Here is a 20,117-nt window from a genome sequence, read left to right on the forward strand (position 1 = left end):
TGTTGAGATAAATGGTTAAATCGGTGGCTCGACGTCCGTCGAGGCACCACTGAACAATGCGTGATTGTTTTGCTCGTCGTCGTGATCCAAAGCTGGACGCCAAGACGCAGGCCCCGGCAACAACCTTGGCTCATCCGATGTCATTTCGAGAACGAGCATCTCCGCGACCGCCGCATGGTCCGGTTCCTGCAATTGCATTTGCCGGATCACAAACACCGCGACCACGAGCGGCAGCACGCACGCAAGCGTCAGTCCCAAGTTCTGAATCACCGTCGCGATGATAGGATCTCGGTGACGTTGCGATGCGATATCGCGACGATCCTGTTCGAGCTGGTCATGGCCTGAGTAGATGACCGATTGCTGCTCATTGAGCTGCGAAGTCATCTCAGATTGGGCGGCGATCAGTTCCCGGCGAGCTTCCGCGTCGCTTTTGACCAGTTCCTTCGCGGCTTCCGCGAGTTGGTGGCTTTCGGCCACGACGGCTTGTGACTGATCAGCGATTCGGTCGTTCTGCATGCGCTGTTCGGCCATCGATTGTTGAGCGAACTTAGCAAGCCGTTCGTCAGATGAGTCACTGCACCCGGCGACGCTGAGAATCAGCAGAACCAGGCACATCGTGACGCGTTGAAGATGATTCGTTTGCTTCACGAGGATTTCTCCATTGGGAAAAGACTCGGGCCAGGAGCGACTGCAGAGCACGCCGCAGTCGAATCTCCTTCACCCAAGCCAGGGTGAGTAGCACGACCAGCACGCTGCTGGCCGCCAGAACGGCAAAGGCCATTGGGTCTCCTTCAAAAACGATGGGATAGAAACGAAAAAAGCCCCGCAATCCAGGCATCTCTGAGTGAGATGACTGAACGACGGGGCTTTGGCGGGGGTTCCGGGGACTCAGAAAATCTAAGTCTTCCCTATTAATAGTGACACCAAAAACGCCGAAATTCGATTCTAACCGCGTGATTTACGTGTTTTCTACGCAAATCAGGCTGTTTTCGGCATTTCTGGAGATGGCAGCGAAAAAGGGGACCACTTTGGCAGCCTAAAAGGGAGCCAGGTGGTTTAAGAGGGGATGACTTGGGGGTGCCGGTGCGATGAGCTATGCCGATCGTGGTTTTAGCTCTTCTCGCACCGGAGGATCCCAGGGTGCTCAACATGCTCCAGTACGAACTGATTCGTCGAATGGTCTTGGTCGACGGACTCTCCCAGCGAGAGGTCGCCGAGCAGCTTGGCCACTCGCGGAAGACGATCGCCAAGGCCATTCAGTCTGCGTCTCCAGAACCCTACAAGCGTACGGCACCGAGGCCGCGACCGATGCTCGATGGATTTGTCGAAATCGTTCGCCAGTGGCTCATCGAAGACAAGTCCCGACACCGTAAGCAACGACACTCGGCTGTCCGCATTCATGAGCGGCTCGTCGATGAACACGCCTTTGCCGGTAGCCGACGAGCGGTCAGTGATCTTGTCAAAAAGTTGCGTCGGGAGATGCTCCCGCCCGAGGTCTTTGTCCCCATCGAACATCCGCCAGGGGCTGAAGTTCAGATTGATTGGGGGCAAGCGGAGGTTGTCTTCAACGGCGAGCTTACCAAAGTCATGTTGTTCTGCGCGCGGTTGGCCCACAGCAAGGCAACCTATGCACGAGCTTACCTACGCGAAGACCAACCAAGTTTTCTGGACGCTCACGTTCACTTGATCGATTACCTCGGTGGCGTTCCCAAGACGTTTGCCTACGACAACCTTAAGAGTGCCGTCACCAAAGTCACGGGCCGCGAGCGAGCGCTCAATCGTAAGTTCATTGAGCTACGAAGCCATTATTTATTCCAGAGTCGTTTTTGCAACGTTGCTCGCGGTAATGAAAAAGGGCACGTCGAAAACGCCGTCAAGCGAGCTCAGCAGAATTACCTCACGCCGATGCCTTCGATCACGCGAGTTGAGCTAGTCCCCAATTCCCGTACCACCGACTAAGCTTCATTTTTGAGATTTTTGCAGGTATGCTCCGGTCGTTCACTGTCACCGAATCAAAGGAGAGATTCATGGCGAAGCAGCGAAAGACGATTGGAGCGAAGCAGAAGGCCAAAGTGGCGCTCGAGGCGATCAGGGAGCAAAACACGGCTCGTGAGCTTTCGACCAAGTACAAGATCCATACGACCCAGATCAATTCCTGGAAGAAGAAGCTGATTGACGAGGCTTCAGAAATCTTTGAACGCGGACACGCCGGATCTCGCGAGCAGGAGTTCCAGCAGCGGGAGTCCGAGCTCTTTGAGGAGATTGGACGGCTGAAGATGGAGCTCGAATGGCTCAAAAAAAAAGCTGACCAATTCAGTTGAATCGCTTCGAGCGATGGTCGAACCGGGCCACTGCGAACTGAGCATCCGTCGGCAATGCGAACTCCTCGGCCTACCACGTTCCAGCTATTACTCGGAGCCAGCCAAAGAGTCTCAGGACAACTTGAAACTGATGCGGATCATCGACGAACAGTACCTCGAACATCCGCATATGGGTCGCTTGAGCATGACACAATGGCTTAACGGCAAGGGGCACAGAGTGAACATCAAGCGGGTCCGGCGACTGATGACTTTGATGGATTTGACGGCCATTTACCCGCGTCCAAGGACGACGATTCGCAACAAGGAGCACTCCGTCTATCCGTACTTGCTGCGAGGCGTGAAGGTCCAAAGAGTCAATCAAGTATGGAGCACTGACATCACTTACATTCCGATGGAGCAAGGATTCATGTATTTGGCAGCTGTCATTGATTGGTACAGCCGGCACGTGCTTTCGTGGCGGCTTTCGAATTCACTCGAAGGATCTTTTTGCATCAACGCACTGGAGGACGCGTTGACGATGACAGGCCGAACCCCGGAGATATTCAACACGGACCAGGGCGTTCAGTTCACGAGTCACAGTTTCACCGGCGTGCTCAAAACCAACGGAATCCAGATCAGCATGGACGGCAAAGGACGTGCAATCGACAACGTCTTCATCGAACGATTCTGGCGAAGTCTGAAATACGAGGACATCTACCTCAAGGCATATGAAACGGTAGCCGATTTGATTGAAGGGCTGAGGCGTTATATCGAGTTTTACTCAAATGAGCGGCCTCATCAATCGCTAGGCGGGCAGACACCCGCGAGCGTATTCCACCAAGCAGCCTGATACCAGGCGAGCAACGAAACACCAACCAGTTCCTGACAATGCCCGACCAGGGCAGCCACACGGCAGCATCTTAAATCGCGCCGTCGGTGGTACGGGAATTGGGGACTAGCTCAAGTTGACCAACTCAACGAACATCTCCTGGCAAGATGCGAAGCCGACTTAACAAGGACCGATCGATCAACCGGACTTACTTACGGCCAACTCCTTCAGCACGAACGCGGTTGCTTCCACGAACTACCCGCTGAACCGTTTAGGGCATGTATCCACCGACCGTCGCGTGTCGACCGCTACGCCACGGTTCAGCATGACGGGGTTCGCTATAGCGTCCCCATCAAGCACGCCTGCGAACACTCAGTTGTTCGTATTGGTATCGAAGCCATTGAAGTGATCGTCAACGATGCGATTGTGGCTACACACCGACGCGGTGAACCCGGCCAGTGGGTGCTGTTGATGCAACATTACCTCCCCGCTTTAGAACGCAAGCCTGGGCTGCTTGATAGCGGAAAACCCTTTAACAGCGGGGCTTTCAGTGAATCCGAACAGTTGCTCAGACGGGAGCTTGAGTATCGGTATGGTGAGGACGGAACGCGCCAGTTCATCAACATCTTGCTGCTTTCCAAACAGCATGATTATCAACTTGTCCAACAAGCCATCGAGCGATGCGTTGGGCAACGCGCCTTTCATGAGCAGGCTGTGCGGCTGGAGCTGCATCACCTCACCTGTAGCCACGGCACAGAACCCGCTGTTGCACTTGCGCTACAGGACCGCGAAGACCTATTGCGGGTCGATGACGGTTGCCGCGACCTATCGATCTACGACCAGCTCCTGATCGACGCGGCGGACAACGGTTCCGCGGTGATGTCACCGCCAACAACATCTGCATCCAAAGACTCTGTCTCTTTTTCAATTCCCGTGCAATGGAGTGCACCTCATGACGTCGAAGTTAAACCAGGAAACGATGGCGAGCGCCAAGGTGAACAAGCCAATCAATCTCAACGCCGCGACGCCTCACCTGGAGAACGATCTCAAGCGTCTTCGCTTGCCAACCTTTTTGGCGGAGTATGCTTCACGCTCTGCGGAATGTTCTCGTGAAGACGCCAGCTACGAAGACTACTTAGCCCGTCTCGCCACCGCGGAACTCACGGAGCGCGACAGCAAGTCAATTCAGCGCAACATCAACGCGTGTAAACTGCCATCGTCCAAGGAACTCGCCGACTTTGACTTCAAGTCTGTGCCCTCATTGAACAAGGCCAAGGTTCATGAGTTATCGCGTTGCGGGTACATCGGCGATCATACGAATCTCGTCATGCTGGGACCGCCCGGTGTCGGAAAAACACATCTTGCTATCTCGCTGTGTCTTTCGGCGTGCCGTAGTGGTTACCGTGCCAAGTTCTTCACGGCATCATCGATCGTCAATACTTATCGTGAAGCACGCGATGAGCGGTTGGTGACTCGCTTGGAGTCGAGTTTAAGTAAGCTCGATGTGATCGTGATTGACGAGTTAGGATACTTGCCCATCGATCGCATGGGTGCAGAAAGTCTGTTTGGATTTTTCAGCCTTTGTTATGAACAAGTCAGTGTGATCGTGACGACAAATCTACCATTCGCTCAGTGGCCTCAAACGTTCGCCGGTGACGAACGGATGACCGGAGCACTCCTCGATCGCCTGACTCACCGAATCGAGATTCTGTCCATCGAAGGCGACAGCTACCGCCTCAAGCAGAGCCGAAAAAAGAGTCGTTAATCAAACCGTCAGTGAAAACAGGCCCTCAAGTGGCCCCCTTTTAGACTGCCAGCGGCAACTTTTAGGCTGCCAAAGTGGTCCCCTTTTTCGCTGCCATCTCCAATTTCAGACTAACTGGCTGAAATCGGAGCCTCAGAGAGAGATGGCACGTCTAATGGCCGAAGCAACTAGGATAAAAAGAATGAATGTCGCGTACGGCATTGCAATATGATTCGTCAATGAGAGTTCCGTAGACGAATATGAAGCCTCAATGATCCCTATGAAAATCCTCTACCTGCACGGCTGGCACAGCGTTATCGGCGGCATCAAATCGACGTTTCTCTCGAACGCTGGTCATGACGTCATCAATCCGAAACTTGATGACGATGATTTCGATGCTGCGGTCGCAACGGCACAAGCGGCGTTCGATGAGCACCAACCGGATGTGATCGTTGGTTCATCGCGCGGTGGTGCGATCGCGATGAATATCACGTCAGGTGATGGCCATCTCCGGTGTCACACTGACGACGACACATTGTGTCTTTACCGTCAGAACAAGCCAATGAAAGTCGTCCAATACGACATGACCAAGACCTTCTCGCTTGGTGCTCTCCAACCAACAGCTCGGGCGGCCGCTTATCCGTTGGCTGCAACACGCGATACTGGGCGTGTGGCTAGCAGTTACCCAGATGGGAGTCACACCCGTTTGTCAATCAGACCATGCCAGTCAGCACGTTCACCGGTTTTGTTATCCGCATTTGGGCTGGGATCTTCGTTTGCAAGCAGAAAACGTGCGTTCGTCGCCGGAATCGCCCGTCAGCATTGGCGACGGTGGAGCATCATCAGCCCAGGCGACGATAGCCAGTGCTTCTGCATACTCGGCATCGGTTAGGCCGTGCAGAATAGAACGTACATTACGATCATACATGTGTTTCGCAAGTACCGGCGCATATTCGGCGAAATCATACCCATCGCATCCGTAGTAAACGAAGCGATCAAACGTCACATCAGGACCACGTTTGCCGGTGTACTCCTTGTGCGGCCCCACTCCAATCCAATTGACCAAGCGTGCGATTCCGTGAGACTGTGCCTCAGGACCAATCCCTCCGACACCGATTACCGCATCATATTCGCGATCACGAACAATGCCCATGCAGTCATAGACGCCAAAGCAGCCATCAGGGCCGGGGTCGCCAGCGTGGGTTCGCTTGTAAACGAGGATGTTCATGTGGACTGAGTCGGGTAACGATAGGGTTTTGCGGGCCGGAACGGTCGATTTGCCATTGCCAAACGCTCGCAAATCCGGCTCCGTAACAACCCTTGGTTCAAGACAGTCAACCATCGCACACGCCGGGGCGTCGCGTATGAAAGCAAAAACCATACTGGGTTGGCACTCCACCGGGCTTCTTGAACAGAGGACTTGAGCTTCGGCTAGCCGATCGCAATTCTACCCGCGACGAACGGAGTCAATTTGAAAAGAAAGTGACTCAACCGTCGCGTTTACGAGAAGTCAAATCCTTATTGGTTATCGCAATCATACACGATTCGCCGCGTCGTCATGGGATGCCTCTGTAACAGCGGGCATGACTTGCGCAGCAATGCTCAGGGCGCTGGAATTATGTAGGACGGATCTAAGTAGGCCGCGAGATAGAGCGTCGGAAGGTACGCCGCACCAATCAGACCAATCACGACAGCCCACAGAGCTAATCGGCGTGGAGAGCGAAAACAAGTAGCGACACCGATGACGACACCGGGAATACTAAGCGACGCTAACCAGAATACAAATGCGAACAAATATGGAGGTGCGAATCCCGCAATCGAAACACCGCCGAAGCCGGCTAGCGAAAACAAGAAACCAAGACGTCCGGCAGTATTTCGTTCAATGCGCGACGACGTACAAAGTTTTGATGGCGACTCGTATGGATTGTCCATCAAGGCTTAGCTTTCCTCGCGGCTTAAATAGATCCTGTCCACCCGAATGAACGTGCTGCACCGACTGTCGGCCCACAGCATTGGTGTGCGATAACGGTAGCGTTTTGCGGGCCGGGACGGTTGATGTTCCATAGCCAAAACGCCTGCAAGCCCGGATCGGTACCAACCCATTGTTATTTGCTTCCTTAGTTCACAGGGGACGGACCAAACGATGCGATGATGTTCCTGGCATCGGGGGTATAGACGGGATCACGCACAGCAACATCCTTGGGTATTCCCTCGAAAGTTCTGTCGGATTTTGTATCTGTGGTCGATATCGAAACGGGAATTGGCCGTCCATCAAGAATGCCTGTCACTAAAAGCGTGCGATCGCTTGGATGCCAGTCGAACGACAGTCCGTCTATCACTGGTGGCGTATCGGCTCTAGGCTTGATGATCGCAAGAGTATCGATTCCCTTGTCTGCATTGATGGTCGCAGAAGCAGAGCCACTACCGTCTTTTAGTGGGCCGCCAAATGCGACCAACCGATCGTTAGCCTTGCTCCATTCAAAGTGATAGCTTAGTTCCCCGAACGGCGACTCTGATGGCGCAAATACATTCGATGTATTACCAGTCGCCACGTCGTACAGTCGCAAGCAAGACTTTGGCACGGCGTTACCGGCATCGTCTAGACCACCGTGGAATACGATTGATTTTCCATCCGGCGACCACCGCCCACCCCACGCTCCCTGATCGGCAAGCATCTTCTTGTTTTCCCCGTCGGAATCCATCATCCAGACGGACATTCCTTTCGCTCCATCTTCCTTAGCGTATTTCGGAGGCCGACTGACAACCAACTTGGCTGCGTCAGGCGAGAACGAAGGCATGACGCCATCAGAAATATCTTTCGCGTTCGTGCCGTCAATGTTAACGACGATGACCCGTGATTCTCGCCAAGTGAATTCGCCGGAAGCGGTCCAAGCATCGAAGACGACAAGTTTGCCGTCTGCGGAAACTTCAGGTGTGCCTTGCCGGTCAAACTTGTGACGCAATGTTACGTCGGACACCAATGGTCGTATGGGTGAGCCGTCGATTTCGCAATAGTGGAGCAGAAGACGATTCAGCTGCGATGGGTCGACGTCAATTGCGCCACCCTCGGCGAAAACGCCGTTGGTCATAGCGAGCGTTACGCAAACAATAATGGCAACGCGGATGAAATTATTGCGCATCGTCAAAGTTCCATTGAGGGTTGAAAACGGGATACGTAGTTTCAATCAAATAACGACCGGCGTCACCGGGCGGGGAATGTAAAGTTGTCCATTACAAATCCAGCCGCAAGCCCCGCTCCGTCATCAGTACGCCCAACATGGGCGTGATCTTGTGGGGTGAGAGTCCCCTGTACTTAGTTCCGGTTTCTGTCTACGAGGCAGTATACCAAATGTAATCCAACAGAAAGACAGTACGAGGCGAGGGCAACTGCGGCGAGGCAACAGACCGTGGAGAGGAAGCCTGCGAAGATGATCGATAAGCCAGCGAACAACACGTGCTGGACATCTTCTCGCCAAGACCTGCCAGGTTACGAACAGAAACCTCATATGAGGCCGACGACTCCAGGCGAGCGGGCTGCTGACCGCGAAGCCGAACCGGAAGAAAGAGCGGAGGTAGATGAGGAGATTGCGCAGCGAAAGTTCACGTCCCTTATTCGGGGAGATCTGTGAGCGTACCCGTGAGTAAGGCTTGGCCTGAAAGGCGGGGCGACCGGGGTGACCCGACTCGTGCGAGCAGAAGTCAGCAGAGGTCGTAGTACCGCACTTCTTCGCAGCCTGCGGAGACGGGAAGGACCGAACGTTTCTTGACAAGGAAGAACTATCCATGAACTCAGTCGATCCGAAACACACAGAACTGACCTCCGACAACCACAAAGGAGCGGAGGAAGCAAACGGCCCGTGCTCTTCGGAGTCCCTCACAGGTCAAGTCGACTCGGCGATCATGGAGAAGCCAGCCTTGGACACCGTGGCCATGAACCTCATGGAACAAATTGTTGACCCGGCCAACCTTGAATGTGCCTGGGAACGAGTCAAAGCCAATCGTGGCGCGCCCGGACCAGACGGGATTACCATCGACGAGTTCCCCGACCACTTCCGAGACCTCTGGCCGAACCTGCGTCAACAACTCTTGGAGGGGACTTATCAGCCCGGCCCCGTACGCCGGAAGTCGATTCCAAAACCCAATGGCGGTGGCACTCGCGATCTCGGCATTCCAAACGTGATCGATCGCGTAATCCAACAAGCCATTCTGCTAGTCTTAACGCCGATCTTTGATCCGAGCTTCTCGGAGTCAAGTTTCGGCTTTCGGCCTTATCGCTCAGCCCATGAAGCGATCCATCTCGTTCAGCAACACATCCGGGCGGGTTACCGCTGGTGCGTTAACATGGACCTTACGAAATTTTTCGACACGGTTCAACATGACGTTCTCATGTGTCGTGTCGCTCGCAAGGTTCGCGACAAGCGATTGTTGCGTCTGATCGGGAACTACCTACGGGCTGGCGTGATGGTCGATACCGACTTCCACCCATCGAACGAAGGGACCATGCAAGGCGGGCCGCTCTCGCCACTACTTGCGAATATTCTGTTAGATGACTTCGACAAGGAAATGGAACAACGAGGGCACCATTTTGTGCGATATGCAGACGACTTCTTGGTATTCTCCAAAACTGAGCAGTCAGCAACACGAGTCTTTCGGTCAGTGGAACGTTACCTCACCAGAAAGCTCAAGCTTGTGGTCAACCACGACAAGAGCAGCGTTTGCCGCACGGAGGACGTCGAGTATCTCGGCTACCGCTTTCGTGGCTTCGGCGGACGCTTCGAAGTGAGTGCGAAGAACCTTCGCAAATTCAAAGATCGCGTGAAGGAGATAACACGCCGCACCGGAGGCCGGTCGATGTCATCACGCTTCATTGAACTACGACGGTACTTTCAAGGATGGATTGGCTACTTTCATTACGGCCTACGCAAGACGCAGTTGCAGTATCTCGACAAATGGGTTCGACGGCGCATCCGCGCTTGCTACTGGAAACAGTGGTACCGAGTCCGCACACGGGTACGAATGCTGTTGAAACTAGGAGTGCGTAGGGACGAAGCCATCTCGCACGGATGCAGTGGAAGAGGATACTGGGTGATGTCATCGAGTGCTGCGATGCACGTCGCGATCTCGATCGACTATCTCAAGAAGAACGGACTAGCGAGCCTTGAGGAAATCTGGAGCAAGTTTGCTTCCAAGAAACGAACCGCCGGATGCGGACCCGCATGTCCGGTGGTGTGAGAGGGGTCCGCAGCAATGCGGCCCCTATCTCGATCATTGTTACCCGCTGGTGCAGGTCGTCCAATGTAGCACATTTTCGTCACGTAGCAGGATGCCGCTCAGCAGCCGGATGTGAGAATTAAGGATTCAGGTTGCCGCGCGAACTGGTTCCGTTTCAGCTGCGATCTCGGCGGAGGGGGTCCCTCCTACGCCACACGCGGCCGAGACTCCCGACGTCCCATCGCGGCGGACCGGTACCGCCGGACCATGCGGACCCGCCGGATCAGCCGCCCCCTGCGGCGCGGATCTTCTCGAGCGTCTCGGTCGCCCTCTGCCGGACGGCGGGGTTCGGGTCCTCCGTCGCTGCCGTGACGACCGGCACCGCTGCTCCGGCCGCGCCCCCGTATTTCCCGAGTGCCTGAAGCGCGTACAGGCGAACCGACGTCGATGCATCGACACGCACCAGCTCGCTGAGCGCGGGGACGCAGTCCTCGGGAGCCGCGCCGAGGCTACCGAGCGTCCGGGCCGCCCGCCACCGCACGTTCTCGTCCGGGTCCTGGAGGGCTGCGACCAACGCCCCGGCCGCCTCCGGCCCGCCGCCGACGGACTGGAGCGCCTCCGCCGCACCGAACCGCATCCTCACGTCCTCGGACCGAAGTGCCTCAATCAGCAGGGGGACGGCGGCCGGGCCGACATAGGCGAGTGCCTCTGCCGCCCCGGTTGCCTTGCGGCTCGCGAACTCCGTCGCCGGGCCCTTGCCCTGGACTGCGTCGCGGAGCAGGGGCAACAGCCGGATCAGAGCGGGGATCGCCGACCGCCCCTGTCCCTCGAGGAGGCGGAACGCTTCCACAGTGGCGATGTTGTCAATCATGTCCGAACCGGCAAGGTTCGACGCCTCCTCCGACTTCCCCTGCCGCTCAAGCGCCGCGATCCGTTCCAGCAGCCGCTCCGCGTAGGGGGTCGTCGGGTTGAGCCGTTCGACGAGCACCGGGATAGCGTCCGGGCCGATCGCCAGCACCGCCCGCTCGGCGGCGTCCACCTTTTCCCGGTCGGGAAACCGGCCGTAGTCGAGATCGCCGAGCCACGACGTCAGCGTCCTGCCCCGGTGGACCGGCTCGTTCGCCCCAGCCCGGTCAATCGGGTCCGGTACGGGCGCGGCCTCGGCGCCGACAAACCGCAGGTCCGCGTGCGGGTCCTCCGCTGCGTGCCTCAGGATGACGCTCACTTCCCCGTCGGTCGCGATCCGCAGGGTAAGTCGGTCGGCCCGGCCGCCCTCGAAGGCGAACCCGAACAGGCGGTTCTCATGCCTCCCGTCCCCGCCGGGCTCGCTCCGCCGCCGTTCCTGGACGACATAGAACTCCCTCCGTCCCCCGGCAGGCCCGAGCAGCACCGTCGCCTGGATGTCCGCCGAAAGGGGCAGTCGCTCTCCTTCAGAAGCGAGTACGCATGATACCTTTCGCGACGGGGCGAACTGAAACTTGACGGCGCCGCCGAGCGTCCCGTCGGTGGCGACGGACGCCCGGAGCGACGGCGTTAGCGTAACCGTGCGGTGCGGCGCGACGGGGCGGGCGACTTCGACCGGCGGTTCGATCGCGGCGAGACCGGCGACCGTGTCGTGATCGGCTGGCGATTCATCAGATCGCACTTGAACCGCAAAGAATCCGAATGTAAGAACGATCGCAACGATAAAAGCCTTGGGCTTCATGTTCATCTCCGAGTAAGTAGAGGTCGATCGGGTAACGTCACTGGGAACGCGCGGAAAAGTTTCTAACGCCAAAACCGCTAGGCTCATGTTCTCAGGCGTACTCGCTTTTCACCCGCCGTCTTGCGGAATTTGGTTTCGTCAAGCGTCTGCGCCGTCAAGCGTTAGTCGCCAGTAAGTGTGAGAAATGTACAGCAGTTTGGCCCCTGGAAACAAAAACACAATACGGTCGGACGCGTCAGTTTCGGGGTGAAAAAGATGGTCGGCAACCCAAATCCGAGTTTGAACCCAGTGCCCAGGTTCGACGGTTAGCCGATCAATGCCGTAGAGTTTACCGACGACGTTGATCGTCCAGTCGTGATCGGTACGAGCCAACGGTTGCGCGGACGCGACTGAAGGAAGTACAAACGTCGCGATGATCGCGAGGGCGAAACAAGCCAGGGTTACTTTGCAGTTGCGCATTTCAGTCGGGTAAAGAATCCATGTAAGTCCAAGGTTTGACGGGTGGGAGCCATTCGTTAAAAAACTGGCGACTCAAACCCGTGATCACGGCAGCTTGCGACTGCCGGTCACATTCACTCCACCCACCAAACACATGAACTGAAATCACATGAAGATTCTCGCACTTGACCTCGGCAAATTCAACTCCGTTTGCTGCTTGTTCGACTCAAAAACTCGCAAAACGCAGTTTGTCACGACACCCACTACGAGAGAACACTTCGGTGTCATCTTCCACGACACCAAGGCCGATCTGGTCGTCATGGAGGCCTGCGGCCCCTCGGGATGGATCAATGATCTGGCACAACATCAAGGGCATGAAACACTCGTCTGCTCCACCAACGAAGAAGCCTGGCGGTGGGCCAACGTCAAACGCAAAACCGATCGGGACGACGCTCTCAAGCTCGCTCGCATGGCCGCCATGGGTGAGCTCAAAGGCGTTCACACACCGACGCTGGAACATCGTGAGTTCCGATCGCTCGTCAAATACCGCAAGACTCTCGACGGACGAATCAACAAAACCAAGAACGCCATCCGTGCTTGGTTCGTTAACCACGGGATCGAGATCGCAACCGGCGAGAAAGCCTGGTACTCCGGTCGCGAGCACATCAACTCGTTTCGCAAACCCCTGACTGACTGTGGACCTGACGAGCTTTGGAAAGGAGAACTCGACATCGAACTGACCATCCTCGATTCGCTGACCGAGCAACTCACTGGTGTCGTCAAGAAGCTCGAAGCGATCGGCAAGAATGACGAACGCATCAAGCGAGTCCAAACGATCCCCGGAGTCGGACCACGAACCGCTGAAATCCTGGTCGCGTGTCTCGACGACCCGCACCGCTTTGAAAACGGACGACAAGTGTCGGCCTACTTCGGCTTGGTTCCACGGCAGTATCAATCCGGCGAAACGGATCGCAACGGACGCATTACCAAGCGTGGCAATCCACTGGCACGAACGATCCTCGTCGAATGTGCTTGGGCCTCGCTGCGATACAACCCATGGGCCAAGGGCGTCTACGAAAGGATCTGTGGCAAACAAAAAACACGTAAGAAGAAAGCGGCTATCGCGTTGGCTCGTAAGATCGCTGTGATCGCCTGGGCAATGCTGCGAGACGAAAAGGATTGGGATCCCAAGCAAATGATCCAGGTCACTGAATCGTTCGGAAGGATGCCGACGGGGCTCAAGGACTCACTGCAAAACATGAAACCCAAAGAGAATGCAGATCAGCGAAAAAGTCGTCTTCGCAAGGAAGCCCGCGCGGCGAGAGAGGCCGCCGAGAGGGGTGCTTCAAAAACAACTGGGCAGAATCCCGTGAAGAGAACGAGCACTGGATCTGCCAAGCCGACCGCTTCCAAACGCAAGGCGACCAACTCGCCGGCGACGCGCTCGCCTCGGTCCACTTCTCAAACAAACGGGAAACGACAAACGAAAACCTCCAAGCCACGGCGAGCAAGAAAGCCAGTATCGCGTGACTGATGCTCCGACATCGGCGTAACGAATCGGCCTTGCTCGCCGCTCTCATCTTCCGGTCACCAGGACAACCTGTATCGGCTGCCTGATGCTTCGACATCGGCGTAACGAATCGGACCTGCTGACCATTCAAACCATCTCATTACTCCAACCCTATCGTCATTCCTTCAGTCAACACCACCCGGTCACCCCAGGAGCCCGCTGCCAGCCCACGACACGAACCACCAAGGAACAGACCTGCCCTCCGTACTGAGCACCGACCCAAGTTGATGCGGACCGTTCGATTTAGGATCGATCCATTGCAAAGGATCGCTAGAACTATCCGACACATCGCCCTAAAGAATGTGCCGTACCGAAGGAAGACCACTTGCTGCTCATTGAAGCCTCCAGGCAAGTGCTCGCCGAAACACGTCGCCAGTCCGAATCAAGTGGCTGGAACCGTGCAAGGATAACTGAGGGGACGCCGCCATCATGAATCATGTTGGCCCACCAGGACCAAGAGCGTTCACACCTCGAATAGTCGTTTAATCCAGCTCCTTACCCGTTCGTGTCAGAAGCCGTTGATGCATCCGTGATCGACATCAACCGAGATGGAAACCGGTGCCATTCACCTGCGCCTTTTTTCGGTCGCCACTAACGGGCGAGCGACCGAAAAAAGCCTCCGGCGAACGGCACCTCACCTCCACCAGCGGAAAAAAATGAAGTAAGACAAAAAACAACCCAACACCACTTGTCAAACCTTGGACTTCATAGTCGGTAACGATCACGTGGTCGCCGCGAACGACTAACCACTTCAACAAACTCAGCTCGGCGACTCACGTGCATCGTCTGGTTCGCCGCTTCCTCGCACCCCGAAGGTCCGTCACAAGGCGGAACCATCTGTATCGTGCGATTCGCTTTCCGGTTCAACAACGATCATGCGAATTGCCTTGGCACGCACCATAAAGCGTCGCCCAACCGCGTCTTCTAGGATCACCATGCCATTTAGTTCATACGGCACGTGTGTCTTGATGCTTTCGGTATTCGTAAATCCTACGAACCGCACACGATCGAATGTCTCGGAGCCGGTCATGTGAACGGTGGCCCAAGTGTTCTTCTTTAGCACCCCGCGAATGGACATCGTGTCTGGTTTCGCGCCGCCACGGTTGACGCGAGACAATACAGTGAAAAAGATCGCAAGTGCCATCACGCCCAAAACGACACACAGCACACCAACGCCCAGCGTGCTGAACATCTCGATGGCAGTGGGGTTCATGTAGTGCTTCTCACGTCAGGTCTAAAGATGCTGCTGTCTGTCGGCGAACGGTAGACATCACGGGGGACGGACGAAAGACTCTCCACTTCAAAAAACCGCGCAAGCCGTCCTCCCGTGCATGTCATGGTTCTGCCTTCCGATTTATGACCGAAATCACGCGTCCGTCCTGGACCAAGTATTCACGATCGTCGGGACTATTGGAAGACGAAACACGTATTGTCTTTGTTCCATTCTGTGTCAGTTCGCATGCCAACGCAACTGTAGAGGCACGAAAGGGATAGTTGCCTACGCATATCCGTCCGCCATCCCGATGCTCCCAGACCTGCCAGCTGCCCTCGTCATCAGGCGGCTGAACTGCGTAATCCGCGTCGGGATTTTCGCGAAGATACGTCACAAATGTATCGGCGTCTTGTTTCGACGAGGCTCGATAGATTGGATTGTCAAATCCGCGTGGGTCGTTGCGAATCACGACATGACTCGATGGCGCATCAGGCAGCGTTTCGACATACCAAACATCCAGGAGATCAATTGAGTTCGGCAGCGGCTTAAGTGCAAGCAGCGTGCGCCACACGAAACCATCGGATGGCAGCCGCGTTGTGATTGTGCAAACGTCGCGCTCGATGGGATCGGTTGGCAAATCAAGCGTCAAGTAAATGTCATCGATCCGTGCATGCCAACGGTGAAGAGGGGCAGGATATGTCTCCTCGCAATCCGTGATGTCAGGTTCAGTCGGCACGGAACGCCGGAATTCAGCGGCGTCGATACCCACACAGAGTTCATGTGGGTGGCCAGGCAAACGACCGACTCTGTCAATGAAGTCTAGAACGTTGCGATGTGTTAGCCACTTCACGTAGCGAAACTCTCCGTGGCAGAACGACCAACGTAACCGGGCCGCCGCCCAGTCCGTTGACATTCAGTTTGATGCGGACGGCGGCTCCGGTTCACGTAATTGTTCTGTCGCGTTCAGTAATGGTTTGCACTCAGCTTTGCATTCAGCGGTTGTTGCCGTTGGATTATAGCCTGGAATGCGACCAACAAGGTCAGGAAATGCCGATGTCAAGGCCGCCCATCCTGCGGTGCGACGATGCATTTCATCGGATGCCAGCAGTGATTGGACGAATGGTAATTCGCGTTGAATGTCGGAGCCACGTCGGTTAAGTTCAAGCAGGAGTATGTTCGGAGTCAGGCAGGCGGGATCATGGAGTTCGCCGACCAATTGTTCATCGGTCATGCGATCAAATCGTCGTGACATCCACTTGAGGCAGACGATGAGAGGCATCTGTCCAATCATCGCACCCATCACGAATCCGATTGGGATGCCCACAACACAGCCGAGTATGCCAAACGTGTTCCATCCGGTTGATCCGAGAACGACCGCTCCACCCACAGCGGCAATTAATCGAATTAGGTCAAACAGGGTAAACATGCCATTGACGTGAAGGTGGTCTTAGCGACAGAACGTTGGCCATCAGTGGGGACGGCAGAGCGACGTTCGCCTGCCAAGACGTGAGCACCGTCCTTATGGTCACCGCCGCATTCATCCTAATGACTTGAACGTGTCGGAGCCACCTTGCAGCTCAAGACAAACGTTCAATTCAATTGAAAACAGATGCGGACGAAAAAAAAATTTGTTCGAACTAACCTGGAACCAACCGTCGGAGCGTCCGACGGAGGAATGCCGCTTGACTGATCGTGGACGAATTTACCGTCCTGCCGCACCGCAATCAAAGACTGCGTTGACGGCTAAGTGGAGACCTTCGCCACGATCGGTAGCGGGATTTGCCTAACGACTACTCAGATGACGCCTTTCACAAAAAAGACCATCCATAAGGACGTCGACGTGCATCTCCCTGACTCAAGCGGAATCGCCTGCAACTCGTTCACTACAACCTCCCAAGTTTAACTCATGAGCCAACAGATTACCGTCTCGGTCGGCATCGATTGGGCCGATGCTAAACACGATTTTCATCTCATCTCGCCCGATGGTCAGAACCATACCGGCGTCTTTGAACAGAACCCAAAAGCCATTGCCGACCAAGTCGCGGCTTGGCGTAAGCTGTGCCCAGGAGCGATCTTTGCCGTTGCGATCGAAGCCACCAAAGGGGCTATCGTCAATGCGTTGTTGGAGTTTGACGATCTCCACATCTATCCCGTCAATCCAGCGGCGATGGCCAACTACCGAAAGGCATTTGCTCACGGTGGCGGCAAGAATGACCCGGTCGACGCAAAGCTTTTGGCGCAGTTCATTCATCACTATCGAGAGCAGCTTAAACCGCTCCAGCCCAACAGCGAACTGACTCGCAAGCTTGCCGCAATGGCGCAGGACCGACGGCGACTGGTCGACCAGCGAGCCGACCTAGCCAATGAGCTGACTGCACTGCTGAAAGCCTATTTCCCTGCTGCATTGGCATTGAAACCGGCCCGCAGCTACTGTGATTTCTTCCTCAAATTCTTGCAAAAGTATCCCTCGCTCGCTGCAACTCAGAGCACTGGAGCGACGCGACTGAGAAACTTCTTTCATGGTGTCGGTGCCAAACGCAAAGCCGATGACTACGTCAAAACCTTGCTGGCCGCTGTCCCGCTAACCACCGACGCGGCGACAATCGAGATGTCGGTCCTGCGTGTTGAAGCGGTGATCGATCAATTGCAAGCGCTGACCAAGCACGTCAAGCGTTACGAAAAACAGATGAAAGAACAATTGCCACAACACGATGGCTAAGCACATCTGGGTAAGTATTTCGGTATAACTGGCAAGCTTTTTGCACCCATGTTGAGTTGGGAATCCTTTCTGATTTGCTAGCAAATGCTCGATGGTCGAGATTATGCGAAGCATCATGTTTCTCCCTGTTTCACGAACCGGGAGATTCAAATGGCACGCCCCTCTACAAAATTCGCACAAATTGGCTCAGTCGAGCAAAAACAGCAACTGACGGAAATGTGGAAAAGTCATCATTGCCACTATACGCGAGTTCGTGCGCACGCAATCTTACTCAGCGACCAACAGTACGAAATAAGTTCCCTTGTCGATATCTTTGGCGTGGATCGAGATTCGGTATCCAGTTGGATTGACAGATTTTCAGAAGGCGGCCCCGACGCACTTGAAGACTCCGAGCATCCCGGTGCGCCGCCGATACTCAACGCCTCAGAGCAGCAAACTCTCCGGCGACTACTTCGAAAATACCCGAATCGACCAGCCAAGGTGCTGAAAGAGCTGAAAGAAAAAACCGGCAAGGAAATCAAGCGACCCACTCTGCGAGAATACGCGAGGCGGTTTCGGCTGAGTTGGAAACGTTATCGTCGAAGTTTGCGGCAAAAACGGGATGAAAAGAAATTTCAATTGGCCAAGGAAGAGCTAGCCGAGTTTCTCGAAGAACCGGATTTGAACGTTGTTTACTTTGACGAGGCGGGTTTCTCGCTCAAAGGAGTTGTTCCCTACGGATGGCAACCGATCGGTCGACGCTACGAAATACCCGTAACCGGGGCACACGGCAGCAACGTTCAAGCGATTGGGTTTCAGGGTCAAGACGGTGAAACCCACACCTATCTCCACAAAGGCTACGTGAACAGCGAAATGGTGATTGCAATTTTCGATGATTATTGCCAAACAATCGACGGTCCAACTGTTGTGGTCCTTGACAATGCCTCAGTCCACACGAGCGGAGCATTTCAAACTCGCATGGAAGACTGGGCAGAGAAAGGACTCTACATCTACCATCTGCCGCCATACAGTCCAGAGCTGAATGCAATTGAAATGCTTTGGAAAAAACTCAAGTACCAACTGCTCCCCGCTGCGCCCTGGGAGCGCTTCAGTACACTGCTAAACACACTTACGAAAACACTCAATGAGTTTGGAGAAGTGTCGTATATGCCTACGCTTTTTAATTATGCCGAATAAATTCACCCGACGTGCTTATCAGGTAGTCAAGTCACTTCCGGGTGCGGCAGTAAACACGCAAGCGAGAATCATTGCAGCGTTGGGTGACGATCGCAGCCGATTCGCAACTGCGGCGAATCTACAAGCGGCGTCGGGAATCGCACCAGTCACATCACAGAGCGGTCGTCAAAAGTTCGTCAATGCTCGGTGGGCGTGCCCCAGGTTCGTGAAGCAAACGTTCCATGAGTATGCCGGCTTATCGATCGCGAAAAGTCGCTGGGCCAAGGCGTACTATGAGCAGCAAAAAAAGAAGAACAAAACCAAACGTAACGGAACTCAAATCGCGAAACGTGCGCTGGCCTATAAGTGGCAACGCATCATCCACCGACTGTGGATCAGTGGCGAGCCCTACAGCGAAGATCGCTACATTGCGAGGCTTGAAGCGACAGGATCGCCGCTGTTCAAGTTACTCTCCGACGAAGCATAACCGCCAGTGGAAAACATGTCGAAAACTGCCCCTTTCTATGTGGAAACAATGTCTCAAAAAATGACCAGTAAGCCGCGTGCCCCCTAGACACGCTGCCTCAGATGTCTCCACTGCATGGCTTTGTTATTTGCTAGTTTGTGGTGCGAACAGGCTCGACGTCAAGTTAACGAGCGGGTCAATTGTTGGGAAATCGAGTGCCGTCTGAATATGAGCGATACGACCGTCGCAAATCCAGATGAGTTCACCATATCCGCCCAATCGACCAAAATACGGACGCCCGTCGCGTGTGGGCCAGCCAGGAAGCGCCGTAAGCGGTTGGTAGTGGCTAGGCCCGTTAGTGAAGTCGGCGAAATGGAATCCAATTGGCGTGGCCGGATAGATCTCGCTCCACCGGATAGCAAGTTCAGCGAAACGGTCAAGTTGTGGACGCATAGGTGCCCACCCCACATAAACAAAGACAATTGCACGTTTTGAGTGAGCGGCATTGCTGATGACGTTTTCAACGTCCGACTGAGACATGCCCGTCGCCTCCTCGAATGATGCGAGCATAGTCGCAGTCGACACGGTCGCCATTGGCACCGACTCGCTTTCAGGAGCGCAGCCGCATAGCAAGAAGCATGCGGAGGCGAGCAGGAGATTCGTGACAGGCATATTTGAATCAAATAACGGTTGCGACAACCGAGTCGCGACGAGTGATTCTCAATTGCCAACAACGGCGACTCCGCGACTTCGGTTCGTCGCATTGT

General features: G+C 55.1%; 18 protein-coding genes and 1 pseudogene. 9 read left to right on the forward strand and 10 right to left on the reverse strand.

Annotated elements, in window-relative coordinates:
* Positions 1-15: 15 nt before the first annotated feature.
* The gene (locus SH410x_RS15385; protein ID WP_473668573.1) at positions 16-648 is read right to left on the reverse strand and encodes a hypothetical protein; all 633 of its coding nucleotides are present in this window, start codon (positions 646-648) and stop codon (positions 16-18) included.
* Positions 649-1,149: 501 nt separating this feature from the next.
* Between SH410x_RS15385 and istA the strand changes: the two genes are divergently transcribed.
* The 3 genes and pseudogenes from istA to SH410x_RS15400 form a co-directional block, all read left to right on the forward strand.
* On the forward strand, positions 1,150-1,959 hold the full coding sequence (istA, locus tag SH410x_RS15390; protein ID WP_473677318.1) for an IS21 family transposase: 810 nt from the start codon (positions 1,150-1,152) through the stop codon (positions 1,957-1,959).
* Positions 1,960-2,027: 68 nt separating this feature from the next.
* Positions 2,028-3,150 (forward strand): IS3 family transposase gene (locus SH410x_RS15395; RefSeq protein ID WP_473668575.1). Its coding sequence is split into 2 segments (ribosomal slippage): positions 2,028-2,308 and positions 2,307-3,150, totalling 1,125 coding nucleotides; the frame shifts between segments, so codons are not numbered across the junction.
* A 261-nt stretch (positions 3,151-3,411) separates the two neighbouring features.
* Positions 3,412-3,516 (forward strand): annotated as a pseudogene (locus SH410x_RS15400) (hypothetical protein); the annotation flags it as partial.
* Positions 3,517-3,621: 105 nt separating this feature from the next.
* Here SH410x_RS15400 and SH410x_RS15405 read toward each other — a convergent pair.
* Positions 3,622-3,879 carry a hypothetical protein gene (locus tag SH410x_RS15405; protein ID WP_473668577.1) on the reverse strand — a complete coding sequence of 86 codons (258 nt, stop codon included), beginning with the start codon at positions 3,877-3,879 and terminating at the stop codon, positions 3,622-3,624.
* Positions 3,880-4,081: 202 nt separating this feature from the next.
* Between SH410x_RS15405 and istB the strand changes: the two genes are divergently transcribed.
* Positions 4,082-4,894, forward strand: coding sequence for an IS21-like element helper ATPase IstB (istB, locus tag SH410x_RS15410; protein ID WP_473668579.1), 813 nt, complete (start codon positions 4,082-4,084; stop codon positions 4,892-4,894).
* Between the two features lie 727 nt (positions 4,895-5,621).
* On the opposite strand, the gene SH410x_RS15415 is transcribed toward istB, so the two are convergent.
* Together SH410x_RS15415 and SH410x_RS15420 are read right to left on the reverse strand one after the other, a co-directional pair.
* Complete coding sequence (locus tag SH410x_RS15415) at positions 5,622-6,101, reverse strand: hypothetical protein (protein ID WP_473668581.1); 480 nt, start codon at positions 6,099-6,101, stop codon at positions 5,622-5,624.
* Between the two features lie 889 nt (positions 6,102-6,990).
* Positions 6,991-8,058, reverse strand: a complete 1,068-nt coding sequence (locus SH410x_RS15420; protein ID WP_473668583.1) for a TolB family protein — start codon at positions 8,056-8,058, stop codon at positions 6,991-6,993.
* Positions 8,059-8,656: 598 nt separating this feature from the next.
* On the opposite strand from SH410x_RS15420, the gene ltrA reads away from it, so the two are divergent.
* Entirely contained in the window at positions 8,657-10,105 is a 1,449-nt protein-coding gene (ltrA, locus tag SH410x_RS15425) for a group II intron reverse transcriptase/maturase (protein WP_473668585.1), read from the forward strand.
* Between the two features lie 262 nt (positions 10,106-10,367).
* On the opposite strand, the gene SH410x_RS15430 is transcribed toward ltrA, so the two are convergent.
* On the reverse strand, positions 10,368-11,789 hold the full coding sequence (locus tag SH410x_RS15430) for a HEAT repeat domain-containing protein (protein ID WP_473668587.1): 1,422 nt from the start codon (positions 11,787-11,789) through the stop codon (positions 10,368-10,370).
* 138 nt (positions 11,790-11,927) lie between these two features.
* Positions 11,928-12,248: a hypothetical protein gene (locus SH410x_RS15435; protein ID WP_473668589.1), complete on the reverse strand. Its 321-nt coding sequence runs from the start codon at positions 12,246-12,248 to the stop codon at positions 11,928-11,930.
* Positions 12,249-12,396: 148 nt separating this feature from the next.
* On the opposite strand from SH410x_RS15435, the gene SH410x_RS15440 reads away from it, so the two are divergent.
* Entirely contained in the window at positions 12,397-13,761 is a 1,365-nt protein-coding gene (locus SH410x_RS15440) for an IS110 family RNA-guided transposase (protein WP_473668591.1), read from the forward strand.
* 856 nt (positions 13,762-14,617) lie between these two features.
* On the opposite strand, the gene SH410x_RS15445 is transcribed toward SH410x_RS15440, so the two are convergent.
* From SH410x_RS15445 to SH410x_RS15455, 3 genes are all read right to left on the reverse strand, one after another.
* Complete coding sequence (locus tag SH410x_RS15445) at positions 14,618-15,010, reverse strand: hypothetical protein (RefSeq protein ID WP_473668593.1); 393 nt, start codon at positions 15,008-15,010, stop codon at positions 14,618-14,620.
* Positions 15,011-15,131: 121 nt separating this feature from the next.
* The gene (locus SH410x_RS15450; protein WP_473668595.1) at positions 15,132-15,923 is read right to left on the reverse strand and encodes a hypothetical protein; all 792 of its coding nucleotides are present in this window, start codon (positions 15,921-15,923) and stop codon (positions 15,132-15,134) included.
* Entirely contained in the window at positions 15,924-16,436 is a 513-nt protein-coding gene (locus SH410x_RS15455) for a hypothetical protein (protein WP_473668597.1), read from the reverse strand.
* A 480-nt stretch (positions 16,437-16,916) separates the two neighbouring features.
* On the opposite strand from SH410x_RS15455, the gene SH410x_RS15460 reads away from it, so the two are divergent.
* From SH410x_RS15460 to SH410x_RS15470, 3 genes are all read left to right on the forward strand, one after another.
* The gene (locus tag SH410x_RS15460; protein ID WP_473668599.1) at positions 16,917-17,729 is read left to right on the forward strand and encodes an IS110 family transposase; all 813 of its coding nucleotides are present in this window, start codon (positions 16,917-16,919) and stop codon (positions 17,727-17,729) included.
* 84 nt (positions 17,730-17,813) lie between these two features.
* Positions 17,814-18,905 carry an IS630 family transposase gene (locus SH410x_RS15465; RefSeq protein ID WP_473668601.1) on the forward strand — a complete coding sequence of 364 codons (1,092 nt, stop codon included), beginning with the start codon at positions 17,814-17,816 and terminating at the stop codon, positions 18,903-18,905.
* Complete coding sequence (locus tag SH410x_RS15470) at positions 18,895-19,371, forward strand: transposase (RefSeq protein ID WP_473668603.1); 477 nt, start codon at positions 18,895-18,897, stop codon at positions 19,369-19,371. Before SH410x_RS15465 ends, SH410x_RS15470 begins: the two co-directional genes overlap by 11 nt.
* A 123-nt stretch (positions 19,372-19,494) precedes the next feature.
* On the opposite strand, the gene SH410x_RS15475 is transcribed toward SH410x_RS15470, so the two are convergent.
* Positions 19,495-19,920: a hypothetical protein gene (locus SH410x_RS15475; protein WP_473668605.1), complete on the reverse strand. Its 426-nt coding sequence runs from the start codon at positions 19,918-19,920 to the stop codon at positions 19,495-19,497.
* Positions 19,921-20,117: the final 197 nt, after the last annotated feature.

The organism is Rhodopirellula sp. SH410, from assembly GCF_055811895.1.

Excerpts from the sequence above, each read along its gene's own strand:
- istA (WP_473677318.1), top strand. The coding sequence starts at position 1,150 with ATGCTCCAGTACGAACTGATTCGTCGAATGGTCTTGGTCGACGGACTC.
- istB (WP_473668579.1), top strand. The coding sequence starts at position 4,082 with ATGACGTCGAAGTTAAACCAGGAAACGATGGCGAGCGCCAAGGTGAAC.
- SH410x_RS15415 (WP_473668581.1), bottom strand. The coding sequence starts at position 6,101 with ATGAACATCCTCGTTTACAAGCGAACCCACGCTGGCGACCCCGGCCCT.
- ltrA (WP_473668585.1), top strand. The coding sequence starts at position 8,657 with ATGAACTCAGTCGATCCGAAACACACAGAACTGACCTCCGACAACCAC.
- SH410x_RS15430 (WP_473668587.1), bottom strand. The coding sequence starts at position 11,789 with ATGAAGCCCAAGGCTTTTATCGTTGCGATCGTTCTTACATTCGGATTC.
- SH410x_RS15435 (WP_473668589.1), bottom strand. The coding sequence starts at position 12,248 with ATGCGCAACTGCAAAGTAACCCTGGCTTGTTTCGCCCTCGCGATCATC.
- SH410x_RS15440 (WP_473668591.1), top strand. The coding sequence starts at position 12,397 with ATGAAGATTCTCGCACTTGACCTCGGCAAATTCAACTCCGTTTGCTGC.
- SH410x_RS15445 (WP_473668593.1), bottom strand. The coding sequence starts at position 15,010 with ATGAACCCCACTGCCATCGAGATGTTCAGCACGCTGGGCGTTGGTGTG.
- SH410x_RS15450 (WP_473668595.1), bottom strand. The coding sequence starts at position 15,923 with ATGTCAACGGACTGGGCGGCGGCCCGGTTACGTTGGTCGTTCTGCCAC.
- SH410x_RS15455 (WP_473668597.1), bottom strand. The coding sequence starts at position 16,436 with ATGTTTACCCTGTTTGACCTAATTCGATTAATTGCCGCTGTGGGTGGA.
- SH410x_RS15460 (WP_473668599.1), top strand. The coding sequence starts at position 16,917 with ATGAGCCAACAGATTACCGTCTCGGTCGGCATCGATTGGGCCGATGCT.
- SH410x_RS15465 (WP_473668601.1), top strand. The coding sequence starts at position 17,814 with ATGCTCGATGGTCGAGATTATGCGAAGCATCATGTTTCTCCCTGTTTC.
- SH410x_RS15470 (WP_473668603.1), top strand. The coding sequence starts at position 18,895 with ATGCCGAATAAATTCACCCGACGTGCTTATCAGGTAGTCAAGTCACTT.
- SH410x_RS15475 (WP_473668605.1), bottom strand. The coding sequence starts at position 19,920 with ATGCTCGCATCATTCGAGGAGGCGACGGGCATGTCTCAGTCGGACGTT.